The sequence below is a fragment of the Aureimonas flava genome (assembly GCF_003583935.1).
Taxonomy (GTDB): Bacteria; Pseudomonadota; Alphaproteobacteria; order Rhizobiales; family Rhizobiaceae; genus Aureimonas; species Aureimonas flava.
Genome location: NZ_QYRN01000003.1, coordinates 269060 through 292074 on the forward strand (window position 1 = coordinate 269060; position 23015 = coordinate 292074).

Annotated in this window: 19 protein-coding genes and 1 pseudogene; 10 read left to right on the forward strand and 10 right to left on the reverse strand. The window is 71.1% G+C overall.

From position 1 onward, the window contains the following. Positions 1-5: 5 nt before the first annotated feature. The 3 genes from srlE (at position 6) to ptsP (ending at position 3468) form a co-directional block, all read left to right on the forward strand. A complete protein-coding gene (gene srlE, locus D3218_RS06925; protein ID WP_119539171.1) occupies positions 6-1049 on the forward strand; it encodes a PTS glucitol/sorbitol transporter subunit IIB in 1044 nt (347 codons plus the stop codon). Positions 1050-1116: 67 nt separating this feature from the next. Next, positions 1117-1497, forward strand: a complete 381-nt coding sequence (locus tag D3218_RS06930; RefSeq protein WP_119539172.1) for a PTS glucitol/sorbitol transporter subunit IIA — start codon at positions 1117-1119, stop codon at positions 1495-1497. Between the two features lie 33 nt (positions 1498-1530). Further along, positions 1531-3468, forward strand: a complete 1938-nt coding sequence (gene ptsP / locus D3218_RS06935; RefSeq protein WP_342635112.1) for a phosphoenolpyruvate--protein phosphotransferase — start codon at positions 1531-1533, stop codon at positions 3466-3468. A gap of 97 nt (positions 3469-3565) precedes the next feature. Here ptsP and D3218_RS06940 read toward each other — a convergent pair. Further along, a pseudogene (locus D3218_RS06940) lies at positions 3566-4311 on the reverse strand (sulfite exporter TauE/SafE family protein). Positions 4312-4407: 96 nt separating this feature from the next. On the opposite strand from D3218_RS06940, the gene D3218_RS06945 reads away from it, so the two are divergent. From D3218_RS06945 to panB, 3 genes are all read left to right on the forward strand, one after another. Next, the gene (locus D3218_RS06945; RefSeq protein ID WP_119539173.1) at positions 4408-5298 is read left to right on the forward strand and encodes a LysR family transcriptional regulator; all 891 of its coding nucleotides are present in this window, start codon (positions 4408-4410) and stop codon (positions 5296-5298) included. 154 nt (positions 5299-5452) lie between these two features. After that, complete coding sequence (gene panC, locus D3218_RS06950; RefSeq protein ID WP_119539333.1) at positions 5453-6328, forward strand: pantoate--beta-alanine ligase; 876 nt, start codon at positions 5453-5455, stop codon at positions 6326-6328. Beyond that, the gene (gene panB / locus D3218_RS06955) at positions 6325-7152 is read left to right on the forward strand and encodes a 3-methyl-2-oxobutanoate hydroxymethyltransferase (protein ID WP_119539174.1); all 828 of its coding nucleotides are present in this window, start codon (positions 6325-6327) and stop codon (positions 7150-7152) included. The genes panC and panB overlap by 4 nt, the downstream gene beginning before the upstream one ends. Here the strand turns inward: panB and D3218_RS06960 are convergent. The 9 genes from D3218_RS06960 to D3218_RS07000 all read right to left on the reverse strand — a co-directional run bounded on the left by D3218_RS06960 (position 7149) and on the right by D3218_RS07000 (position 17550). Beyond that, positions 7149-7838, reverse strand: a complete 690-nt coding sequence (locus tag D3218_RS06960; protein WP_119539175.1) for an HAD family hydrolase — start codon at positions 7836-7838, stop codon at positions 7149-7151. The genes panB and D3218_RS06960 overlap by 4 nt on opposite strands. Positions 7839-7877: 39 nt before the next feature. Then, the gene (locus tag D3218_RS06965) at positions 7878-9278 is read right to left on the reverse strand and encodes an acetoin dehydrogenase dihydrolipoyllysine-residue acetyltransferase subunit (protein ID WP_119539176.1); all 1401 of its coding nucleotides are present in this window, start codon (positions 9276-9278) and stop codon (positions 7878-7880) included. A gap of 4 nt (positions 9279-9282) precedes the next feature. After that, positions 9283-10296 (reverse strand): alpha-ketoacid dehydrogenase subunit beta, encoded by a 1014-nt coding sequence (locus D3218_RS06970; RefSeq protein ID WP_119539177.1) that lies wholly within the window; start codon positions 10294-10296, stop codon positions 9283-9285. Positions 10297-10322: 26 nt separating this feature from the next. After that, positions 10323-11375, reverse strand: coding sequence for a thiamine pyrophosphate-dependent dehydrogenase E1 component subunit alpha (locus D3218_RS06975; protein WP_119539178.1), 1053 nt, complete (start codon positions 11373-11375; stop codon positions 10323-10325). A 21-nt stretch (positions 11376-11396) separates the two neighbouring features. Further along, positions 11397-12716 carry an NAD(P)H-dependent oxidoreductase gene (locus D3218_RS06980; protein WP_119539179.1) on the reverse strand — a complete coding sequence of 440 codons (1320 nt, stop codon included), beginning with the start codon at positions 12714-12716 and terminating at the stop codon, positions 11397-11399. Between the two features lie 77 nt (positions 12717-12793). Continuing rightward, positions 12794-13828 carry a sugar-binding transcriptional regulator gene (locus tag D3218_RS06985; RefSeq protein WP_119539180.1) on the reverse strand — a complete coding sequence of 345 codons (1035 nt, stop codon included), beginning with the start codon at positions 13826-13828 and terminating at the stop codon, positions 12794-12796. Positions 13829-13883: 55 nt separating this feature from the next. Continuing rightward, on the reverse strand, positions 13884-14864 hold the full coding sequence (locus tag D3218_RS06990) for a carbohydrate kinase family protein (RefSeq protein ID WP_119539181.1): 981 nt from the start codon (positions 14862-14864) through the stop codon (positions 13884-13886). Between the two features lie 53 nt (positions 14865-14917). Then, entirely contained in the window at positions 14918-16513 is a 1596-nt protein-coding gene (locus tag D3218_RS06995; RefSeq protein WP_119539182.1) for a glycerol-3-phosphate dehydrogenase/oxidase, read from the reverse strand. Positions 16514-16515: 2 nt separating this feature from the next. Further along, on the reverse strand, positions 16516-17550 hold the full coding sequence (locus tag D3218_RS07000; RefSeq protein ID WP_119539183.1) for a zinc-dependent dehydrogenase: 1035 nt from the start codon (positions 17548-17550) through the stop codon (positions 16516-16518). A 365-nt stretch (positions 17551-17915) separates the two neighbouring features. Between D3218_RS07000 and D3218_RS07005 the strand changes: the two genes are divergently transcribed. From D3218_RS07005 to D3218_RS07020, 4 genes are all read left to right on the forward strand, one after another. Further along, a complete protein-coding gene (locus tag D3218_RS07005) occupies positions 17916-18863 on the forward strand; it encodes a substrate-binding domain-containing protein (protein WP_245414951.1) in 948 nt (315 codons plus the stop codon). Between the two features lie 59 nt (positions 18864-18922). Then, on the forward strand, positions 18923-20413 hold the full coding sequence (locus D3218_RS07010; RefSeq protein ID WP_210209650.1) for a sugar ABC transporter ATP-binding protein: 1491 nt from the start codon (positions 18923-18925) through the stop codon (positions 20411-20413). 47 nt (positions 20414-20460) lie between these two features. Continuing rightward, positions 20461-21453 carry an ABC transporter permease gene (locus D3218_RS07015; protein WP_119539184.1) on the forward strand — a complete coding sequence of 331 codons (993 nt, stop codon included), beginning with the start codon at positions 20461-20463 and terminating at the stop codon, positions 21451-21453. 104 nt (positions 21454-21557) lie between these two features. Beyond that, entirely contained in the window at positions 21558-22985 is a 1428-nt protein-coding gene (locus D3218_RS07020) for an aldehyde dehydrogenase family protein (RefSeq protein ID WP_119539185.1), read from the forward strand. Positions 22986-23015: the final 30 nt, after the last annotated feature.

A 23015-nucleotide genomic window follows, 5' to 3' on the forward strand; every position in this document is an offset into this window, starting at 1 on the left:
GATCGATGAGCAAGACCTTCAACGCCATCCGCGTGTCGCAGGGCAAGGGCGGCTGGGGCGGTCCGCTGGTGATCCAGCCGACGCCCGAGCGCGACAAGATCGTGGCCGTCACCGGCGGCGGCATCCCGCCCGTCGCCCAGCGGCTCGCCGAACTCACCGGCGCCACCGTGGTGGACGGCTTCCGCAACCCGCCGCTGGAATCGGAGATGGCGGCCGTGGTGATCGACTGCGGGGGCACCGCGCGCTGCGGCGTCTACGCCCGCAAGCGCATCCCGACCATCAACATCATGCCGGTGGGCCAGTCGGGCCCGCTCGCCCAGTTCATCACCGAGGACATCTACGTCTCGGGCGTCACGACGGCCGACATGGCGCCGGCCGACGGCTCCGCCCCGCCGGCCGGCCAGCAGGCGGCTTCGCCGGCCGCCATGGGCTCGCCCGCCGCCGCGCCCCGGTCCTTCTCGACGCCGGCCGAAGCGGCGGCCGCGCTCGGCTCGGGCCCCGCGCCCCAGTCCAAGGGCGGTCTGATCGGCGCGATCACGAGCGTCGGCCGCGTGATGGGCCGCGCGGTCGGCATCTTCTTCAACGCCGGCCGGCGCACGATCGACATGGTGGTGCGCAACGTGCTGCCGTTCATGGCCTTCGTGACCATGCTGATCGGCATCATCCTCTACACGGGGATCGGCGACCTCCTGGCCGCGCCGCTCGGGCCGCTCGCCAACAACATCGTCGGCCTCGTGGTCCTGTCGGCGATCTGCGCGCTGCCTTTCCTGTCGCCGATCCTCGGACCCGGCGCGGTGATCGCGCAGGTGATCGGCGTCGCCATCATCGGCCCGCAGATCGCCAACGGCACCATCGCTCCGGCGATGGCCCTGCCGGCGCTGTTCGCTTACAACGCGCAGGTCGGCTGCGACTTCGTGCCCGTGGGCCTCGCGCTCGGCGAATCCAAGCCGAAGACGATCGAGATCGGCGTGCCGGCCGTGCTCATCAGCCGCCAGATCACCGGGCCGATCGCGGTGCTGATCGCCTGGGGCGCGAGCTTCCTCCTCTGATCGACGCGACCGGGCGGCGCAGGGTCGCCCGGTCCCTCCCCCGCCCGAAAGCCTGCCCGAGGACATCATGACCCAGTTCCTGCGCACCCGCGTCACCGCCGTCGGCCCCGACGTTCCCGACCTCCTGGAGGGCGGCGTCCTGATCCTCTTCGCCGAGGGCGCCCCGCCCGAGCTCGCCGAGGTCTCGGTGATGCACGCGGTGGTGGGCGCGCCGGCGGCCGAGCCTCCCGCCCCGGGCGCGGCGATCCGCGTCGGCGCCGTGGAGGCGCGGCTCACGGGCATCGGCGAGCTCGCCTGGGCCAAGGTGCGCGACATCGGGCACGTGGTCGTCAACTTCAACGGCTCGGCGACGCCCGAGCGTCCCGGCGAGCTGACGGCGAGCGCCGTGGACAGCGCCGAGCTCGCCGCGGCCCTCCAGCCCGGCGCCGAGATCGTCATCGGCGACTGAACCCTTCTCCCCTTCCGATCGGGATCACGAGCCATGATCGAGCGCTCCGTCGTCGTGCGCGTCCACGACGGCCTCCATGCCCGCCCGGCCACCCAGTTCGTGAAGCTCGCCAAGAGCTTCGCCTGCGACGTCGAGATCCGCTGCAACGGGCGGGGCGCCAGCGCCAAGAGCGCGGTGAAGCTCATGCTGCTCGGCGTCAAGGAGAACGACGAGGCGACCCTGCGGGCCGAGGGCGACGACGCCGCCGAGGCCGTGTCGGCGCTCGCGACCTTCCTCCAGACGCCGGACGCGGGCGAGGTGGACCTGTCGGCCCCGCGCCCGGCCGACGGCCCGGCGACCGCCGCCGCGCCCGTCGCGGCCGGCGAGCGTGGCGTGGCGGCCAGCGAGGGCACCGCGATCGGGCCGGCCTTCCCCTTCTTCCCGGCCGCGCTCGAGATCCGGCCGCGAACCCTGACGCCCGACGCCGTCGTGCCCGAGCGCGCGCGCTATCGCGCGGCCCTCGCCGCCACGATCTCCTCGTTCCGCGAGGCGCGCGCGAAACCCGGCCTGCGCCGCGACGACGCCGCCATCATCGAGGCGCTGGTGGAGGTGGCGGAGGACGCCGACTTCATCGCGGCGGCCGAAGATGCGATCGGCGCCGGACGGGACGCCGAGAGCGCCGTGGAAAGCGCCGGACGCGCGATCGCGGAGAGCTTCGAGGCGTTGACCGACCCCTATCTGCGCGCGCGCGCCGAGGACATCCGTTCGGTGACGCGGGCCATCGTGCTCGCCCTTCTCGGCCGGCGCGACACCACCTTGGCGGACCTGCCGAAGGGGGCGGTGATCGTGGCGGACGAGATCGCGGCGCTCGACCTCGCCAAGGCGACGCTGGCCGACATCGGCGGCATCGTCTGCCGCAAGGGCGCGGCCACCAGCCACGTCGCCATCATGGCGCGCGCCCACGGCATTCCGGCCGTGCTCGGCTTCGGCGTCGACGCCGCGCACCTCCGGGACACGCGCACGGTGGCGCTCGACGGCGCGAGCGGCGAGGTCGTGCTGGACCCGGACGAGCCGGTCGCCGCGCGCTTCCGGGGCGCCATCGCGCGCGAGGCCGAGGAGCGTACGCGCCTTGCCGCCTACCGCACCGTGGAGCCGAGGACGCGCGACGGGCGGCGGATCGAGATCGCGGCCAATCTCGGCTCGCTCGCCGAGATCGACGCCGCGCTGGCGGCGGGCGCCATGGGCGTCGGCCTGTTCCGCACCGAGTTCCTTTTCATGGAGCGCCGCACCCTGCCCGGCGAGGAGGAGCAGACCGAGACATACGTGAAGCTCGCGCAGGCCTTCGCGCCCCATCCCGTGGTGATCCGCACGCTCGACATCGGCGGCGACAAGCCGGTGGCCGGCATCGACTTCGAGCACGAGGACAACCCGTTCCTGGGCTGGCGCGGGGTGCGCATGTGCCTGGAGCGGCCGGACGTCTTCAAGCCGCAGCTCCGCGCCCTGCTGCGCGCGTCGGCGGTCGGCAACGTCAAGGTCCTCCTGCCGATGATCGCCGACGTCGGCGAGGTGCGCGCCGTGCGCGCGCTGATCGGCGAATGCCGCGCGGAGCTCGATGCTTCCGGCCACGCGCACGGCGCGTTCGAGCTCGGCGTCATGGTGGAGACGCCGGCGGCCGTGTTCGTGGCGGCCGAGATCGCGCGCGAGGTGGACTTCTTCTCCGTCGGCACCAACGACCTGACGCAATACGTGATGGCGGCCGACCGCCTCAACGCGCGCGTCGCCAAGCTCAACCGCACGGAGCACCCGGCGGTGCTCGCCGCCATCCGCATGGCCGCGGCGGCCGCGCGCGAGGCGGGCATCTGGATCGGCGTCTGCGGCGAGGCCGCCGCCCGGCCCGACCTCATCCCCTTCTTCGTGGAGAACGGCGTGACCGAACTCTCCATGAGCCCCGCGTCCATCCCCCGCGCCAAGAAATGCGTGACGGAGATCTGAGACGCACGGGCCGACCGGAACCGTCGGGGCTGTTTCGCGACGGTCGGCTCGCGGCCGAACCGCGGGCGCAGGCACCTCGCGAGGCCGTCCGTCGCCGTCAGAGCAACGATCGCGAAGCCATCTCCAGGCCGAGAAGGAGCAGGAACGCGAGGAACACGCGGCGGAAGGCGAGAGGGCTGATCCGGGTCCGGACCACCTGACCGACCTGCATCCCCGCGAGGGCGGGAACCACCGCGAGGACCGAGGCGAGCCAGCCGTCGCGCGCGATTCCCCCGTTCCAGCCGAGACCGACGCCGAGCGCGATCGTGGACACGGTGAAGGACAGGCCGAGTGCCTGGACCAGTTCGTCCTTCGCGAAGACGAGCGACTGAAGGTAGGGGACGGCGGGGATGACGAAGACGCCGGTTCCCCCGTGACGATACCCGTGACGAACCCGACGACCGGCGAGGCGAGGCGCTCCAGCCTTTCGGGAACGCGAACGGGTCGGCCGAACAGCGAGTAGGCCGCATGGGCGACGAGGGCGACGCCGAGCGCCGTCGTCGTCGTCCGCGTGTCGCCTCGGGCGAGGAGCGACGAACCCAGCACCGTCCCCACGACGATCGCCAGCATCATCGGCCAGAGCTTTCGCATCAGCACGGCGAAGCGCGGGCCGGCCAGAAGCTGCCAGACGTTCGTCACGAAGGACGGCGCCAGCAGCAGCGAGGCGGCGGCGAGCGGCGACAGGAAGGCGCCGAGCGCGCCCATGGCCACGGTCGGCAATCCCATGCCCGTCACGCCTTTGACGATGCCGGCGGCGAAGAAGGTCGCCGTGATCGCGGCGAGGAGGGGAAGGTCCTGTTGCATCCCGCCATTCCACCGATCGGACGAACTGGCGCAATTCGGAAGCGGCGGCATCACCCTTCGGCTGTTCCGAACCCTTCCCGCATGCCACCGTGCGCCATGCGCTTCGATCTGGCCGACCTCCGCCTGTTTCTCGCCGTGGTGGATGCCGGCAGCATCACGCACGGATCGAGGGCCGCGAACCTGTCGCTTGCAGCGGCAAGCGAACGACTTCGCGACATGGAGGCCGCAGCCGGCGTTCCCCTGCTCCTGCGCAATCGGCGCGGCGTCGTGCCGACGAGGGCGGGCGACACGCTCGCGCACCATGCCCGCCTCGTCCTGCGCCAGGTCGGCGCGATGCAGGCCGAGCTCTCCGACCATGCGAAGGGGTTCAGGGGCTCAGTCCGCGTGCTCGCCAACTCGGCCGCCATGGCTGGATGGCTGCCCGAGCGTCTCGGACCCTTCCTGGCGCGGCATCCGGGAACGGACATCGACCTTGCGGAGCGTCCGAGCCCCGACATCGTGAAGGCGGTGGCCGGCGGGCGGGCCGAGATCGGGGTCGTGTCGGATGCGGCCGACGTGAGCGGCGTCGCCACCCTGCCCTTCGCGATCGATCGTCTGGCCCTCGTGGTCGTCCGCGATCACCCGCTCGCCGGGGCCAAGCGCGTCGCGTTCGCGCAGATCGCGCCCGAGCCCATGGTCGGGTTCGATGGCGCCCTCCAGGTGCAACTCCGCCTCGAGGCCGAGAGCGTGGGCGTTCGTCTGCGTCCGCGCGTCTTCGTGCGGACCTTCGACGGCGTCGCCCGAATGGTCGCGGACGGCGTCGGATTCGGCATCATGCCCGAGTTCGCCGCCCGGCGTGCCCGCCGCACGATGCCGCTGTGCTGCCTCCGGCTGACTGACCCGTGGGCGACGCGGCGCCTCCTCCTTTGTACGCGAGCCCGGACCGAACTGGAGCCGTTGGCCCTCAGCCTGCTCCGGCATCTGGCGGAGAGCGCGAGCCCCGCTTGAACGGTTCGGGGGACAGGACGGATCAGGGTCCGCTCGCGCGGCCCGCCTGGGCGCGATCCATTCGCCACGCAAGCCGGTGTGACCGCCGCAAGGGCTGACAACGCGTCGAGATGCTGACAAAAGCGGCCTATCCATGGGGAGGGTGGCTTCCATCGTGCAGAGCATCTCGACGCGCGCGGACCTGCGTGGGTTCGTTTCGTCCCATCGGCGGGCCGGCCGGACGGTCGGCTTCGTTCCGACCATGGGGGCCCTGCATCACGGCCACATGGCGCTGGTCGAGCGATGCCGTGCCGAGAACGACGTGACCATCGTCAGCATCTTCGTGAACCCGACGCAGTTCGGCCCGAACGAGGATTTCGACGCCTACCCGCGCCGCATCGACCACGATCTCGAACTCTGCCGCTCGCACGGGGTCGACGCCGTGTTTCATCCCGGGATGCAGGAGATGTATCCCGAGCCGCTTCGGACCGTCGTCGAGGTCGCCGAGCTTTCGTCGATCCTGATCGGGGAGCAGCGTCCCGGGCACTTCCGGGGCGTCGCGACCGTGGTCGCCAAGCTGCTCAACATCGTGGAGCCCGACCGCGCCTATTTCGGAGAGAAGGACTTTCAGCAGCTCGCCGTCGTCCGACGCATGGCGTTCGACCTGTCGATGCGCGCCACGATCGTCGGCGTTCCCACCGTTCGCGAGGCGGACGGCCTGGCCGCCTCGTCTCGCAACCTGCGCCTCACGCCCGCCGAGCGGCGCGTCGCGCCGGTGGTCCATCAGGCGATGTTGGACGCGAAGCGCCTCTTCGAGACCGGAGAGCGCGACGCCGCGACGCTCCTTTCGGCCGTGCGCGCGCGCGCGGCGAGCGAACCGTCGATCGCCCTCCTGTCCTGCGACCTCTGCGACAGCGCGACGCTCGGCGCGCTCCGGCGTGTCGCGGACGGTCCGGCCGTGCTGCTCGTGACCGCCCGGCTCGGCTCGGTGGTGCTGATCGACCAGTTCGAACTGAAACCCGACCTCGCCACCGGAGGGCCCGCCGCATGAGCGTCGAGATCGCGCAGAAGCGCCTTTCCGTCCCTGATATCCGAGCCCGCAAGGGTGGGCGCCCCATCGTGGCGCTCACCGCCTACAACGCCCTCACCGCGCGGTTCGTCGACCGCCACGCCGACATCGTCCTCGTGGGCGACAGCGTGGCGATGGTCGAGCACGGTCTGCCGTCGACGCTCGGGGCGACCATGGAGATGATGATCCTGCACGGGCGGGCCGTCGCCAAATCGACGCAGCGGGCGCTGGTCGTGGTCGACATGCCGTTCGGCTCTTACGAAGGCAGCCCCAAGGACGCGTTCCGCAACGCGTCGCGCCTCCTGGCCGAAACCGGTTGTTCCGCGGTGAAGCTCGAGGGCGGTCAGCCCATGGCGGAGACGGTCGCCTTCCTCGCGACGCGCGGCGTGCCGGTGCTGGCCCATGTCGGCCTGACGCCGCAGGCCGTGATGACCCTCGGCGGCTTCCGGACGCAGGGCCGCGATCGGAGCGACTGGGGCCGCCTCCAGGAGGACGCGCGGAGCGTCGCCGAGGCGGGCGCCTTCGGCGTGGTGCTGGAGGGCGTGGTGGAGCCCTTGGCCGCGGAGATCACCGGGCAGATCGCCGTGCCGACGATCGGCATCGGCGCCTCGGCCCAGTGCGACGGGCAGATCCTCGTGCTGGAGGACATGCTCGGCTTCAACGACCGCGTCCCGCGCTTCGTCCAGCGGTTCGGCGATCTCGGCAAGGACATGGACGCGGCCATATCGGCCTATGCCGAAGCGGTCGCCGACCGGCGCTTTCCGGGCGAGGCGAACGTCTATCAGCCCCGGAAGGAAGACGGCTAGGGCTTGAACGCCGGGTCCACCGATCCTCGGCCGGCCATCGCGGCGGCGATCTCGTCCCAGGTGCGGGCGACGAAGTCGGCTCCCGCCTCGCGCAGGGCGTCGCCCGTGTTGGCCAGGAGATGGGCGCCGCCGAGGAAGCCGTAGGCGACCATGCCGGCGGACTTGGCGCCGAGGATGCCGAAGCGCGAATCCTCGATCACCAGGCTGCGGGCCGGGTCGAAGCCCATGCGCGCGGCGGCGTGGAGCACGAGGTCGGGCTCCGGCTTGCCGCGCTTCACGTCGTGCGAGGAGAAGATCGCCTCGTCTCGGAAGAAGCGGTCGAGGCCGGTCACTCGCAGGCTGTGGCGTATGCGCTCGTGGTCGGACGAGGAGGCGACGCAACGCGGCAGGTCCGAGGCCTCGAGAAACGCGACGACGCCGGGCGTCGGGGCAAGTTCGGCGTTGAACAGCGCCTTGGTCTCGGTCCAGAAGCGCGGGTGGTAGTCGGCCGCCAGCGAGCGTCCGGTGCGCGCCTCGATGCCCCGGAGGATGTCGGCCATCTTCATGCCGACCATGGCGTTGACCATTTCGGCCGTGACCTCGATGCCGGCCTGGCGGTAGACCGACTGCATGGCGCGGCGCGCCAGGACCTCGCTGTCCACAAGAACGCCGTCGCAATCGAAGATGATGCCGTCGAATCGCGCCATGTCCGCCCTTTCGGATGCCCCGCCCCGGGGCCGGCGCGGCTAGCGCGTCAGCTCGCGGAGCAGGCGGGCGACGTCGCCCTTCTGTTCGATCTGCGGCATATGTCCCGTCCTCGGGAACACATGCAAGGCGATCCGCCCGGGCAGGCCGGCGAAGTGGCGCGCCGGCACCACGCGGTCCTCGGCGCCGGCGACGATCTTCACCGGCATGGAGAGCCCCGCCGCAAGATCGCGCACCGAAAGGTGCTGCGTGCCGTTGGAGAAGAGGCGCGTCCCCAGCCGCGCCTGCGCCTCGGCCTGCCGCCCGTCGGCGCGACCGCGCGCGGTGGCCCGCACGAAGCCGTCCGACAGCGTGGCGGGGTCGGCCACCAGGTGGCGCAGCCAGGCGCGCACCGGCGCTTCCTGCGTGGCGCGCGCGAAGCCCTCGGTGAAGCCCGTGTCGATGTCCGGGCCGAAGCCGGCCGGCGACAGGAGCATCAGCGAGCGCACGTCGCTCGCCGTGCCGCTCGCCACCGCCGTCGCCACCGCGCCGCCCAGCGAATGGCCGACCAGATGGCAGCTCGCGAGCCCCAGCGCGAGGAGCGTTTCCTCCACCCCGGCGACCAGCGCGGCGAACCCGTCCGCCTCGCGGTCAAGCGAGGCACCGTGACCTGCCAGGTCGATGCCGAGCACCGCGCCGCCCTCGCCCATCTCCGACAGGAGCGGACGCCAGCTTGCCGACTCCGAGCCGAAGCCGTGGATCAGAACGACCGGGACGCCCGCGCCTTCGCGCAGACGCACCACCGCCAGCGGCGTATCGGCCTCCGCTGCGGGCGCGGAAACGCGCGAGGCCGGCCCGCTATCGGGGGCGCGGGCGAGAGGCTGAGGCTCGGCGCGGACCTGCGACCCGCCCGCCGGCGCCGACGCGGCCTCCGCCGTCGCGGCCCGCTCCACGTCGTCGCGGCCGATGCGCCCGAGCGGCCCGGTGCCGGTGACGGTGGCGAGATCGACGCCCCGCTCGCGGGCGATGCGGCGGGCGAGCGGCGTCGCGCGCACGCCCCGGCGTTCGCCGCCCGGCTGGGCACAGCAGGTCTTCCCGACCAGGCCGTTCGCCGGGGTCGCGACCGCGTCGGCGGACACGGGAGCCGCGTCCGTCTCGACGTCCGGGTCGGGCCCGACCTCGACGGGCACGCGCCCCGGCGCGGAGGCCGGATCGAAGGCCTCGCCCTCGGCGTAGATCCAGGCGACGGGGGCGCCCACCGCGATGTCGACGCCCTCGGCGCCCGTCACGTTGCGCAGCGTTCCGCTCGCCGGCGCGTCCACCTCCATGGCCGCCTTGTCGGTCTCGATCTCGAAGAGCGGCTCGCCCTTCCGGATCGCGTCGCCCTCCTTGTAGAACCAGCGCGAGATCTGGCCGGTCGCCATGTCCATGTCGACCTTCGGCAGGATCACTTCGGTCGGCATGGCGTCAGCGCTCCCTCTTGTGCAGGGCGCGCACGGCCGAGACGATGTCGGGAACCTGCGGCACCACCGCCTTTTCCAGCTCGGGATTGTAGGGGATGGGCGCCTCGGCCCCGCCCAGGCGGACCACCGGCGCGTCGAGATAGTCGAAGGCCTCGCTTTCGGCGATCATCGCCGAGATCTCGGCGCCGACGCCCAGCGTCTTTACGCCTTCGTAGACGCAGACGAGGCGGCCGGTCTTCATCACGCTCGCGACGATCGTCTCGCGATCCATCGGGCGCACGGTGCGAAGGTCCACGACCTCGACGTCGATGCCCTCCTCCGCCAGCTCCTCGGCCGCCGCGAGCGCCTTGTGGACCATGATCGCAGAGGCGACGATCGTCAGGTCGCGCCCCTCGCGCACCACCGCCGCCTTGCCGATCGGCACGGTGTAGCGGCCCTCGGGGACGATGCCCTTCGACTTGTAGAGGATCTTGTGCTCGAAGATCATCACCGGGTCGGGGTCGTCGATCGCGGCGAGCAGCATCCCCTTGGCATCGTGCGGCGTGGAGGGTTGGAGCACCTTGAGGCCGGGCACGTGGCCGAGCCAGGCCTCGAGGCTCTGCGAGTGCTGCGCGGCCGCGCCGGTGCCCGAGCCGGCGGGAAAGCGCATCACCAGCGGCACCGAGACGTTGCCGCCCAGCATGAAGCGCAGCTTGGCCGCCTGGTTGACGATCTGCTCCATCGCGAGCGTGGCGAAGTCGGAGAACTGGAACTCGTAGATCGGCTTCATGCCGGTGAGCGCGGCGCCCACGGCCACGCCCGCCCCGCCGAGCTCGGCGATCGGCGTGTCGATCACGCGGTCGGCGCCGAAGCGGTGAACGAGGTCGCCGGTCACCTGGAAGGCACCGCCGTAGACGCCGATGTCCTCGCCCATGATGAAGACGCGGGGGTCCTCCTCCATGGCGATCGCGATCGCTTCCTGGATCGCCTGGGCATAGGAAAGCTCGCGGCCGCCGGCCGCGTTCGCAGGTTCGCTCATCCGGGTGGTTCCTTGGGGTCGGCCGCTCAGGCCGTGTAGACGAAACGCGTCGCGTCGGACGGGTCGGGGGACGGCGAGTTCTTGGCGAACTCGATGCCGTCCGCGATCTCGCGCTCGACCCCTTCGCGGATCTCCTCGATCTCGCCCTCGGCGAGGATGCCGTACTGGATCAGCTCGGCCTCGAAGCGGCCGATCGGGTCCTTGCCGATCCAGTCGTCGATCTCCTCCTTGGTGCGATAGCGGTTGCGGTCGCTCTTGGAGTGGCCGCGATGGCGATAGGTCTTGCACTCGATCAGGGTGGGGCCCTCGCCCCGCCGCGCCCGCTCGATCGCGGCGACGGAGGCCTCCGACACGTCGGACAGCGAGTTGCCGTCCACCGTGACGCCCGGCATCGAATAGGCCACCGCGCGCTCCGCGATGTTCTTGACCGCCGTGGACCGTTCGGTGGAGACCGACATGCCGTACTTGTTGTTCTCGCACACGAACACGACCGGCAGCTTCCAGATCGAGGCCATGTTGAGCGCCTCGTGGAAGGCGCCCTCGTTGTTGGCGCCGTCGCCGAAGAACGAGACCACGACGTCGGGCCGCTTCTGCATCTTCATGGAGAGCGCGGCGCCGACCGCGATGGGCAGGCCGCCGCCGACGATGCCGTTCGCGCCGAGGTTGCCCTTGGTCACGTCCGCGATGTGCATCGAGCCGCCGCGCCCGCGGCAATAGCCCGTCTCCTTGCCGAAGAACTCGGCGAACATCCGCCCGACCTCGGCGCCCTTGGCGATGCAGTGCCCGTGGCCGCGATGCGTCGAGGTGATCTGGTCGGTGTCGGTGAGCGCGAGGCAGGTGCCGACCGCCGAGGCCTCCTGCCCGATCGACAGGTGCATCGTGCCGTGGATCAGGCCGCGCGTGTAGCTTTCCTCCGCCCCTTCCTCGAAGCGGCGGATGAGGTGCATCTGGCGCAGCGCGTCCTTCAGGACGGCCGGCTCGAAGTGGCGGAAGGCGAAGGGACGGTTGTCGCCCTCACGTCCGGCGCCGGCGGCCGGCGCGGCCTCGGCGACTTCGGATGCCTTGGGGATGGCGGACATGGGATGCCTCTCCTGATCGGATCACTCGGCCGCCGTCGCGAAGCGCCCGTCGGCCTGGTCGAGACGGCGACGGATCTGGGTGATCACCAGGCTGTCGTCCGGCTCGCAGTTGGCGTAGGTCAGCTTCTCGCCGGCCTTGATCGGCTTGATGACGCGGGCCCGCTCGGCCAGGCCCAGCGGCAGCGCCCCCTCGTCGCGCGCCCCCTCCCAGGTCATGGCGAAGCCGCGATAGTCGTACTCGCCGATCTTGCCGAGCGTGTCGCCGGGCGCGAGGTCGCGCTTGGCGAGCGTGACGCACTCGGCGACCGGACGGTCGGCGGGGATCAGGTCGGGCGCGCCCTTGACCACCGCGCGCACCGCCGAGAGCGGCACTTCGAGGGAGGTCAGGTGATAGGGGCGGAAGATCGTGTAGTTCGGGCCCGGGCCCATCTTGAGGTCGCTCATGCGCTCCAGCACGCGCTCGTGCCGGGGCTTCACGATGCAGAAGACGCCGGGCGCGACGCCCTTGCCGATGGAATAGTCCACCTTGCCGGGCCCCGACAGCACGCCACCATCCTCCCGGGTGCAGAGCACCGAGGCGAGCTCGTCGCGCGTGGCGGCCGGGCCGTGCATGCCCGGAACGTCGGGCACGAGCCCCGTGGCGTTGGCGACGGCGACCATCTCGATCATGGTCTTGGAGCCGTCCACGAACTCCACCAGCATGCGGGCGTTCATGTTGCGCCGCGCGGCCTCCTCCTCGTAGGCGTCGGGCGTCGCGTCGAACTTCAGCGGGTTGTTCTTGCCCTTGCCGGCGCACACGATGTCGAGGCCGAGCGACTGGGCGAAGCCGACGATCTCGATGGTGGCCGCCGGCTCGTCGCCCGCCGCGCCCGTGTAGACGACGCCCGCCTTGGCCGCCTCCTCGCGCAGGAAGCGGCCGATGGTGATGTCGGCCTCGACGTTCAGCATCACGACATGCTTGCCGTTGCGGAAGGCCTCCAGCGCGATCAGCGTGCCGACGTTCGGGTTGCCCGTGGCGTCGATCACCACGTCCACGTGGCCGGAGGCGCAGAGCGCCTTGAAGTCCTCGGTGAGCGCCACCTTGCCGTTCTCGATGGCGCGGTCGATGTCGGCCACGCCGCTGGCATGGGCGAACTCGCTGCCGGCCATGCGCAGCGCCGCCTCGGCGCCCGCCACGTTCAGCTCCGACAGCGCCCCGAGGCGCACGCCCGGCATCAGCGTGAGCTGCACGACCATGTCGGTGCCCATCTGGCCGGAGCCGGCAAGACCCACCGTGACCGGGCCGTTCCGGTCGGCATAGGCCTGGAGTTCGGCCGCGAGGCCCACCTGCAGAATCGTCATCGGGTTCCTCCCATACGAAGCAAAGTACATTTGTCTTTTTCAAAAGACAAGAGTTCAAAACCGCGGTTGCGCGTTTTTCAGCCGTCCAGGAGCCGCTCGGCGGTGCGCTCGTCGGTCACCAGGATCTCGGGCGACAGGAGCGACATGGCCGCCCGGATCGCCGGGAACTTCGACCAGCCGCCGCTCGCCAGGACCGTGCGACGCGCGTCCGCGAGGCGTCGCGGATCCACCGCCAGCACGCGGTCGTTCACCGAATGGTCGAGGACGCGCCCGTCCGCGTCGATGAAGCGGCACAGGACGTCCCCCACCGCCCCGGCCCGCTCCAGACCGTCGAGGTCGGCGCGCTCCAAAAGCCCGTAGCGCACGAAGATCGAGTCGCGCGTGAAGTCGCCGACCGAGAGGATGGCGAGGTCCAGGCGGTCGGTGCGCCGGAACACCTCGGCGATGCCGCGATGGCCGAGCAGCGCGTCGCGCGTCGCCCGGTCGGGCGCGAAGACCGGGCACGCCAGCATGTAGCAGTCGCCGCCGATCCGATCGGCGAAGCGCCAGGCGAACTCGGACGGGTTGGACAGGCTGACATGGGTGAGCCCGCCCAGCATCGAGATCGTGGTCGAGCGCCCGTAGCCCATCGGCTCGACGAAGGGCAGCGACGAGGACAGGGTGCGGCCCCAGCCGAGACCGATGGTCATGCCGTCGGCGAGGAGGTCGGGCAGGAGCTGGCCAAGCGCCGCACCGATCATGGCGGGAAGCTGCCCCTCGTCCTGCGGATCGGGCACCACCACCACGCGTTCCATGCCGAAGCGCGCACGCACCTCGCGCTCCAGCCGGGCGCAGCGGGCGATCGGCGAGGTGACGCGGATCTGCACGGTACCGTCCTCGCGCGCGGCCGCCAGCATGCGCAGGACGCGGGTGCGCGTCACGCCCAGTATCTTGGCGACCTGGTCCTGCGTCAGCCCTTCCATGTAGTAGAGCCAGGCGGCGCGCGCCTTGATGTCGTCGCTGTCGATGGAGGACACGGTCTGCCTTTCGCGCGAGGAGGTCTCGTCCGGCCTTAGCCCCTCGCCGGCCTGCGCGGACAGCCCCGGCGAGCCGGCGCGCGCACGCCAGCCCATCGGTCAGCCTCCCGTTCCGGGCCGGCCGCCGGCGCCCCGCGTCACGGCCGCCGCGTCAGGCCGCCGTGCGGCTGACACCGTGGATCTCGATCTGCGAGGGGCGCGTGGCGCGCCGGGTGAAGGCCAGCGTTTCGTCGAAGGAGGTGACGCCCGCCTGGCTTCCGAGGCCGGTCGCGTTGAGCGCCGAGGTCGCCTGGGCGAAGCGCACCATGGATTCGGGGTCCATGCCGCGCACGAGGCCGGTGGCGATCCCCGCGTTGAAGGCGTCGCCGCAGCCGCAGGAACAGACCATCTCGATGTCGAAGGCCGGCATCAGGAACCGGTCGCCGTTGGCGTGGCGATAGTAGGCGCCGTTCTCGCCCAGCGTCAGGATGCAGCAGGTGACGCCCTTGTCCAGGAAGAAGCGGGCGACGTCCTCGACCTCTTCCAGCCCGGACAAGACGCGCGCCTCCTCGATCGAGGGGAGGAAGTAGTCGGTGTGCGGCAGGAGGCCGACGACGTTGGCGAGGTCCTTCTCGGCCGCCGCGAAGACGTCCACCGTGGTGACGGCGCCCCGGCGCTTGGCCTCGGCGAAGAGCCGGGCGCTCGGCTCGCCGTCCATCCGATCCATCAGCCCGACGCCGCCGATATGCACGACCGTCGCGTCCAGCACCTGGTCCAGCATGTCGGGCCCGATCACGAAGGCGCCGGTCGCACCCTTCATGTGGAGTGCGGGCCGCGAGCCGTCGGCGCGGGTCAGCACGATCGAGGTCGAGGTACCGACGCCCCGAAGGCGCTGCATGGTGGAGATGTCGATGCCGAACTGCGCCATCCGGTCGAGCACCCAGCCGGCCATCAGGTCGTCGCCGACGGCTCCCACCGCCAGGCAGCGGAGCCCGTGCTTGGCGGCGGCGATCACCGCCGCCCCGGCGGCGCCCGACACGGCGAGGTCGATCTCCTCGATGAACTGCGTGCCGCCACCGGGCGGGATGGCGCCCACCGGGCGGCCCAGGCAGTCGAACGTGTAGAAGCCGATCGAGGCGTAGTCGTAGCGCATCGCGCATTCCTCCCTGGAATGCCGGACCCCTTCCCGATCCGGCTGGACGTGGTTCAGGCGGCGGCGGCGAGGCGGATCGCCTCGACCTCGCTCTCCAGCGCGGGTGTCACCCGGCCCGACAGGGCGAGGTCCGTGCGCCGGCGCAGGATGTCGTCCGCGGTGCGGACCTTCTCGTTGGCCGCGATCCACGCGATCTCGGCCACATGGTGATCGGGCGCGGCGTCCAGCGCCCGGCGGTCCGACGCGCCGATCGCGGCCGCGACCGCGCGCGCGCGGGTGCCGTAGCGGCGCAGCAGGCGCTCGCCCACGGGCTCCGGCGAGGCGGCCATGGCGGCAAGCTCGCGCACCAGCGCCGCGCGCGCGGCGGGGTCGGCCGGAAAGTCTCGGCCGCCGCCGATCGCGAGCTCGGCGGTGGAGGCGCGGCGGCGGACGCCGAGCCGCGCCAGAACCCGGTCCGCGACCTCCTCCGAGAAGCCGCGATAGGTGGTCCACTTGCCGCCGATCAGCGACAGGACCGGCACGTCGGCGCCGGGCAGGCGCTCCTCGGCGATCGAGTGGTCGCGGCTGATCGCGCCGGGGTCGTCCACGTCGGCGTTGGGCAGCGGGCGCACCCCGCAGAACGCGTAGACCACGTCGTCGCGCGCGATCGCGATCGCGGGGAAGACCTCGCGCACCACCGCGATCAGGTAGGCGATCTCCGCCTCGCTGACGCGCGCCTCGTCGGGATCGGCCACCGGAATGTCGGTGGAGCCGATCAGGACGCGGCCCTTGAACGGGTAGAGGAGGTTCACCCGGCCGTCGGCCGAGCCGAAATAGACCATGCGCCCGTTCAGCGCCGCGAGGAGCTCGGGGTGCTCCACCACGACGTGGCTGCCCTTGGTGCCGCCCATGTGCCGCGTGTTGAGGCCGAGCGCGGCGTTGACGCCGTCGATCCAGGCGCCGCCCGCGTTGATCACCACGTCGGGGCGCACCCATTCGCGCGCACCGCTCAGCCGGTCCTCGATCTCGATCGCCCCGTCCGCCTGCGCGCGAACGCCGGCGTAGCTGCGGGCCTCGCTGCCGGGATTGTCGGCGAGCGCGTCGAGCACGAGTTCCAGCCCGAGCCGCTCGGCGTGGTCGAGGCGCGCCTCGTAGTAGAGGCCGACCGCGGTGATCGCCGGGTCGAGCCCCGCGAGCTCGGCCCGCGCGCATCGCCCGCCGATGAAGCGGTGCACCGGCATGGTGCGGAAGCGGCGGCCGAAGGCGTCGTACATCGTCAGGCCGAGCTTGGTGATGATCGCCCCGCGGTCGTTGAGCCTGGCCTTCAGGCCGAGGAAGCGGCGGATCGAGGGGACGATGCCGCCGAACCAGGAGCGCACGGGCAGCGCGGTCTCCAGCGGCGTGACGAAATGCGGGGCGTTGCGCAGGAGGATGTTGCGCTCCTCCGCCGACTGGCGCACCAGTCGGAACTCGCCCGTCTCCAGGTACTTCAGCCCGCCGTGCATCAGGCGCGAGGACGATTCGCTGGCGCCCGAGCAGAAGTCGCCTCGGTCGATCAGCAGGCAGTCGACGCCCTGGAGACTGAGGTCGCGGAACGTGCCGATGCCGTTGATGCCGGCGCCGACGATGACGACCGGGACGTGGCGGGCTGTGGCGGGTGTGTCGTGCATGATCAGGATACGATGGCGACCTTGATGGCATCGCCTCTGGCGGCGGTTTCCAGCGCCTCGCCGATCGCCGGAAGCGCGAAACGATGCGTCAGGAACGGCTTCGTATCGAGCTGTCCCGAGGCGATCAGGGCGAGCGACTTCTCGAACTGGAGCCGCGTGAGGCCGAAGGAGCCGGTGACGATCAGCTCGTTGTAGTGGATGGCGTTGACGTCGAGAGGGGCCATCTCGCCCTTGTTGAAGCCGGCGAACAGCGAGACGCGGCCGCGCAGGCGGGCGAGGCCCAGCGCGTCGTTGGCGAGCGACGGCACGCCGATGGCGACGATCACCACGTCGGCGCCGATGCCGCCCGTCTCGCCCCGGACGATCGCCCCGAGATCCTCGTTCGCCGGGTCCACCACGACGTCCGCGCCGGCCCGCAGCGCGGCCTCGCGGCGGCCGGGGTTCGGCTCCGACACGACGATGCGCCGCGCGCCGGACAGGCGGGCGACCTTGACGTGCAGCAGCCCGATCGGCCCGGAGCCGAGGATCGCCACCACGTCGCCGCGCTCCACGCCGACCTTCTCCTGCCCGTTGATGACGCAGGCGAGCGGCTCCGCCAGCGCGGCCTCCTCGAAGGAGACGCCGTCCGGCATGGCGAAGACGTTGCCCGTCTCCAGCGCGCGTCCGGGAATGCGGATGTACTCGGCGAAGGCCCCGTCGACCTCGTAGCCGATCGCGGTGAGGTTCTCGCAGACGTTCTCGAGGCCCCGCCGGCAATAGGCGCAGTGGCCGCAGGCGATCGCCGGATCGACGCAGACCGCGTCGCCCGCCTTGAAGCGCCCGGAGCCGCCGGCCTCGACGATCTCGCCGGAGAACTCGTGCCCGAGAACCGAGGGGTAGCGCACGCCCATGGTCTTGCGGCCGGTGACGATGCGGATATCGGTGCCGCAGATCGTGGCGGCGCGCACCTTCAGAACGAGATCGCCGCGCTCGGGCGCCGGGTCGGCGACATCGCCGAAGAGGACGTCGTTGGGAGCACGCAGGAGAGCAGCTTTCATGACCGTCCATCCGAATTGGGGGCGGCGCACACGTCGCGCCGTGACGAAGGTGTAGTCCGCATATTTGTTTTTTGTAAATAGCAAAAATGCGGCGACGAGAACGCGTTGGTTGGGATTTCTAGCGTGCGCTTGTCCTTTGAGTATCTGCCGAATTCAGCCAAGCCCGACCGGAAAGCCTCCCTGCGTTAACGAGAGCAGCCTCGGTCCTGAACAATTGAAATACCGGAGATCAAATGTGTTGACGTCAGCCGAAAAGTGCGCGAGACGGAAAGGGCGCGCACCGCCTGGGAGAGGCGAGCCGCGCCGGGCGGCCCGCGGTCGCGCGTTTGCGGGGCGGGAGGCGCCCCTTTCGGGAGGAAGACGACATGCGCAAGGGATTCTGGTCCGCCCTGGTTCTCGGCTCCATGCTCGCCGGCACGACGCTGCCGGCACTGGCCGAGGGCCAGGAGGACCTCATCAAGCCGATCGACAAGGAGCTGACCTTCGTCTTCATCCCGAAGGTGATCCATCCCTGGTACGACGTGGTGCGCCAGGGCGGCCAGTTCGCGGTGGACGAACTCGCCAAGGAAGGCATCAAGATCAACATGATCTGGGATCAGCCGCCCCAGGCCGACGTCGCCGACCAGAACCAGCGCATCGAGGCCAATATCGGCCGCCATCCCGACGGCCTGGCCGTCGCCTGCCTCGACCAGGCGACCAACGTCCAGCTCCTGAACGAGTCCCGGGAAGCGGGTGTCAACACCATCACCTTCAACTCGTTCTGCTCGCCCGACTTCGCCTTCGTGGGCCAGAAGGACAGCTACGGCGACGGCTACGACCTCGGCAAGTTCCTGGCCGAGCACATCGGCGGCGAGGGCAAGGTGGGCATCCTGTCCGGATCGCTGACCGCCACCGACCACGTCGAGCGCATCAAGGGCTTCAAGAAGGCGCTGGAGGATTTCCCGAAGGTCGAGGTCGTGTTCGAGCAGCCCGACAACGACGTGCTCGAGCAGGCGGTCTCGCTCACCGAGAACGCGCTCCAGGCCCACCCCGACATCAAGGGCTTCTTCGGCTGCAACGCCTCCAACCCGATCGGCATCGCGCGCGCGGTCCAGAACGCCGGCAAGGCGGGCGAAGTGGCCGTGGTCGGCATGGACGACCTGCCGGAAGCGGTGGACTTCGTGAAGGAAGGCGTCATCACCGCCCTCAAGGCGCAGCGCCAGTGGGACATCGGCTACTGGGCCGTCCGCTACATGGTGGCGATGAACCAGAACCACACGATCCCGATGGACCACAACACCGGCTCCCGCCTGATCACCAAGGACCAGCTCTGATCCCGGGAGGGGCCGGCCCGCCCGGCCCCTTCGTTCCCCGAAGAATGGGAGAGGCTGACATGGACGCGATCGCCGCCGCCTTCGAGGCGCGCAACGTGTCGAAGAGCTTCGGCGTGGTGCACGCCCTCAAGGGCGTCTCCGTCTCGATCCGGCCCGGCGAGGTGCACGCCATCATCGGCGAGAACGGCGCCGGCAAGTCGACGCTGATGAACATCATCTGCGGGCGCCTGCGCCCCACCGGCGGCCAGCTCCTGGTGGGGGGCGCGGAGGCGCACTTCCATTCGCCCGGCGAGGCGCAGGGCGCGGGCATCGCGATCGCGCCGCAGGAGATCAACCTCGTGCCGGCCCTCACCGTCACCGAGAACATCATGCTGGGCGCCGAGATCACGCGCGGCCCGGCGATCGACTGGCGCGCGACGCGCGAGGAGGCGCTCACGCACCTCCACGCCGTGGACGACACGATCGCGGGCGAGGCGCGCGCCGGCGATCTGTCCAAGGCGCAGCAGCAGCTCGTGCAGATCGCGCGAGCCGTGGCCACCAAGGCCCGGATCCTGATCTTCGACGAGCCGACCGCCGCGCTCACGACGCGCGAGACCGAAAAGCTCTACGCCTTCATCCGGCGCTTCCGCGAGGGCGGCGGCTCGGCCTTCTACATCTCGCACCGCCTGGACGAGATCCTCGACCTGTCCGACCGCATCTCGGTGCTGCGCGACGGCGCCTATGTCGGCGAGCTCGAGCCCCGGCGCACCTCCAAGCACGAGATGGTCGCCATGATGGCGGGCCGCGAGGTGGCGCTCTCCACCCACACGCCGCGCCGCCTGGAGGACCGCCCGGTGGTGCTGCGCGTGTCGGGCCTGACGCGACCCGGCGAGTTCGAGGACGTGTCCTTCGAGCTGCACGAGGGCGAGGTGCTCGGCGTCTCGGGCCTCGTCGGCGCCGGCCGCACGGAGGTCGCCAAGTGCATCTTCGGGCTGACGCGGCAGAAGGCGGGCACCGTCGAGATCTTCGGCGACGCCCGGCCCGTCTCCGACCCGGCGGACGCCATCGCGCGCGGGCTCGTCTACCTTCCCGAGGAGCGCAAGCAGGAGGGCATCTTCCCGCTCCTGTCGATCGCCGAGAACCTGACCATCGCGACGCTGGACCGCTTCCGCGGGCCGGCCTGGATGGACTTCCGAGGCATGGCCGGCACGGTGGACGAGTATGTCGAGCGCCTGCGCATCAAGATCGGCGCGGCGTCCGACCCGATCACCTCGCTGTCGGGCGGCAACCAGCAGAAGGTCATCCTCGGCCGCTGGCTCGCCAAGAACGCCCGCATCCTCATCCTGGACGAGCCGACGCGCGGCATCGACGTCGCCGCCAAGTCCGAGATCCAGGGCGTGCTCGACAGCCTCACCGCCGCGGGCCTGTCCATCGTCTACATCTCCTCCGAGCTGGAGGAGGTGCTGAACGTCTCCGACCGCATCCTCGTGATGCACGAGGGCCGCGTGAAGGGCACCCCGCGCACCGAGGAGATGACGCAGGAATCCCTCCTGCGCCTCGCCATGAGCTGACGGGCGCCCCGCGCCGCGCATCCTCCCGACCGAAAGGCACCCGAGCCATGACCAACGCCGCTCTTGGGTCCCCCGCGCGGGCCCGCTCCGCCCCTCCGTCGCTGTGGTCCCGCTTCAAGGGCTGGGAGGCGAGCGGCATCCTGATCGCGCTCGGCATCTTCGCGATCGTGCTGTCGCTCGCCGCGCCGAACTTCCTGTCGGCCTACAACCTCACCGTGGTGGCGCGCGCGGCCGCCTTCGTCGGTCTGGTCGCGCTCGGGCAGACGCTGGTGCTGCTGCTTGGCGGCATCGACCTGTCGGTGGGCGCGGCGGCCGGCCTGTCGGCCATCGTCGGCTCGCTCCTCCTCACCTCGCTCGGCGTCCACCCCTGGCTGGTGATCCCCCTCGCCTGCCTGTTCGGCCTGTGCCTCGGCCTCGTGAACGGGTTCTTCATCGCCTACCTGAAGCTCAATCCCTTCATCGTGACGCTGGCCTCCGGCGAGATCTTCGCCGGCATGACGCTGGTCATCACCGAGGGCTACCCGATCCGCCCGCTCGGGCCGGGCTTCCGGGTGTTCGGCCAGGGCGAGGTGTTCGGCCTGCCGGTGCCGGTCCTGTTCTTCCTGGTCTCGGCCGCGATCCTGATCTGGGTCCTGCGCAACACCAAGTTCGGCCGCAACATCTTCGCCATCGGCGGCAACCGCGACGCGGCGGTCCTGGTCGGCATCCGCATCCGCCGCGTCGAGCTCCTGGTCTACGGGCTGGCCGGCATGTTCGCGGCCATGGCCGGCATGCTCTACGCGAGCCGCATGGACGCCGGCCAGCCGTCGGTCGGCGAGGGCTGGATGCTGCAGGCGATCACCGCCGCGATCATCGGCGGCACGAGCCTTCGCGGCGGCCAGGGCACGATCGTCGGCACGGCGCTGGGCGCGCTGCTCCTCGCCATGCTCGCCAACGGCACGGTTCTCCTGAACGTGTCGGGCTTCTGGCAGCGCGTGATCGTCGGTCTCGTGGTTCTGGTCGCCATCCTGGTGGACCTCGCCCGTCGCCACCGCCGCTGAGGCACCGAGTCCCCCGGCAGGGCCGGAACGAGGGGGCCGGCGGCTGGACCGCCGGCCCCTCTTCGGCCTACACCCGTGGCCACGCTCGACGAGGAGGGATCGACATGAGCCACGCCCTGCAGTTCTACATCGACGGCGAATGGGTGGACCCGGCCGCGCCCGCGCGGCTTCCGGTGATCGATCCTTCCACGGAAGAAGCCTATGCCGAGATCGCGCTCGGCGGCGCGGCCGACGTGGACCGGGCGGTGGCCGCCGCCCGCCGGGCCTTTCCCGCCTTCTCGCGCACCACGCGCGCCGAGCGCCTGGCGCTGATGCGCCGCCTTCTCGCGGTCTACGAATCCCGCCTGCCCGAGATGGCCGAGGCGATCAGCCGCGAGATGGGCGCGCCGCGCCCCTTCGCCCTCGCCTCCCAGGCCGCGATCGGCACGGCGCATCTCGCCCGGATGATCGAGACGCTGGAGAGCTTCGAGTTCGAGCAGCGTCGCGGCGCCACGATGGTGGTGCGCGAGCCCATCGGCGTGGTCGGCATGATCACGCCGTGGAACTGGCCGATGAACCAGATCATGTGCAAGGTCGCGCCCGCGCTCGCCGCCGGCTGCACCATGGTGCTGAAGCCCTCCGAGATCGCCCCGATGAGCGGGCTGCTCTTCGCCGAGATCTGCCACGAGGCGGGCCTGCCCAAGGGCGTCTTCAACCTCGTCAACGGCGACGGGCCGAGCGTCGGCGATGCCATGTCGCGCCATCCCGGCATCGACATGATGTCCTTCACCGGCTCGACGCGGGCGGGGATCCTGGTCGCCAAGTCGTCGGCCGACACGATCAAGCGCGTCCATCAGGAGCTCGGCGGCAAGTCGGCCAACATCCTCCTGCCCGACGTCGACCTGGAGACCGCCGTCACCAAGGGCGTCCAGGGCTGCTTCGGAAACTCGGGCCAGAGCTGCAACGCGCCGACGCGCATGTTCGTGCCCGCCGACCGCCACGACGAGGCGGCGCGGATCGCCGCGCGCGCCGCCGACGCCTTCAAGGTCGGTCCGGCCGACGCGGAGGCGACCCAGCTCGGCCCGGTGGTGAGCCAGGTCCAGTACGACAAGATCCAGGGCCTGATCGAGACCGGCATGCGCGAGGGCGCGCGGCTCGTCGCGGGCGGGCCAGGCCGGCCGGACGGGCTGAACCGGGGCTACTTCGTGCGCCCCACCGTGTTCGCCGACGTCACGCCCGACATGACCATCGCGCGCGAGGAGATCTTCGGGCCGGTCCTGTCGATCCTGTCCTACGAGAGCGAGGAGGAGGTGGCCGAACTCGCCAACGACACGGTCTACGGCCTCGCCTCCTACATCCAGTCGTCCGACATCGACCGCGCCCGCGCGCTGGCCGCCAGGATGCGCACCGGCAACGTCTACATCAACTATCCCGCCTGGGACGCGGGCGCCCCGTTCGGCGGCTACAAGCAGTCCGGCAACGGGCGCGAATATGCCGAGTTCGGCCTCGACGAGTTCCTGGAGATCAAGGGGATCGTCGGCTACGGCGCCTGACGCGGCAAGCCCGCGCCCGCCCTTCCGGAA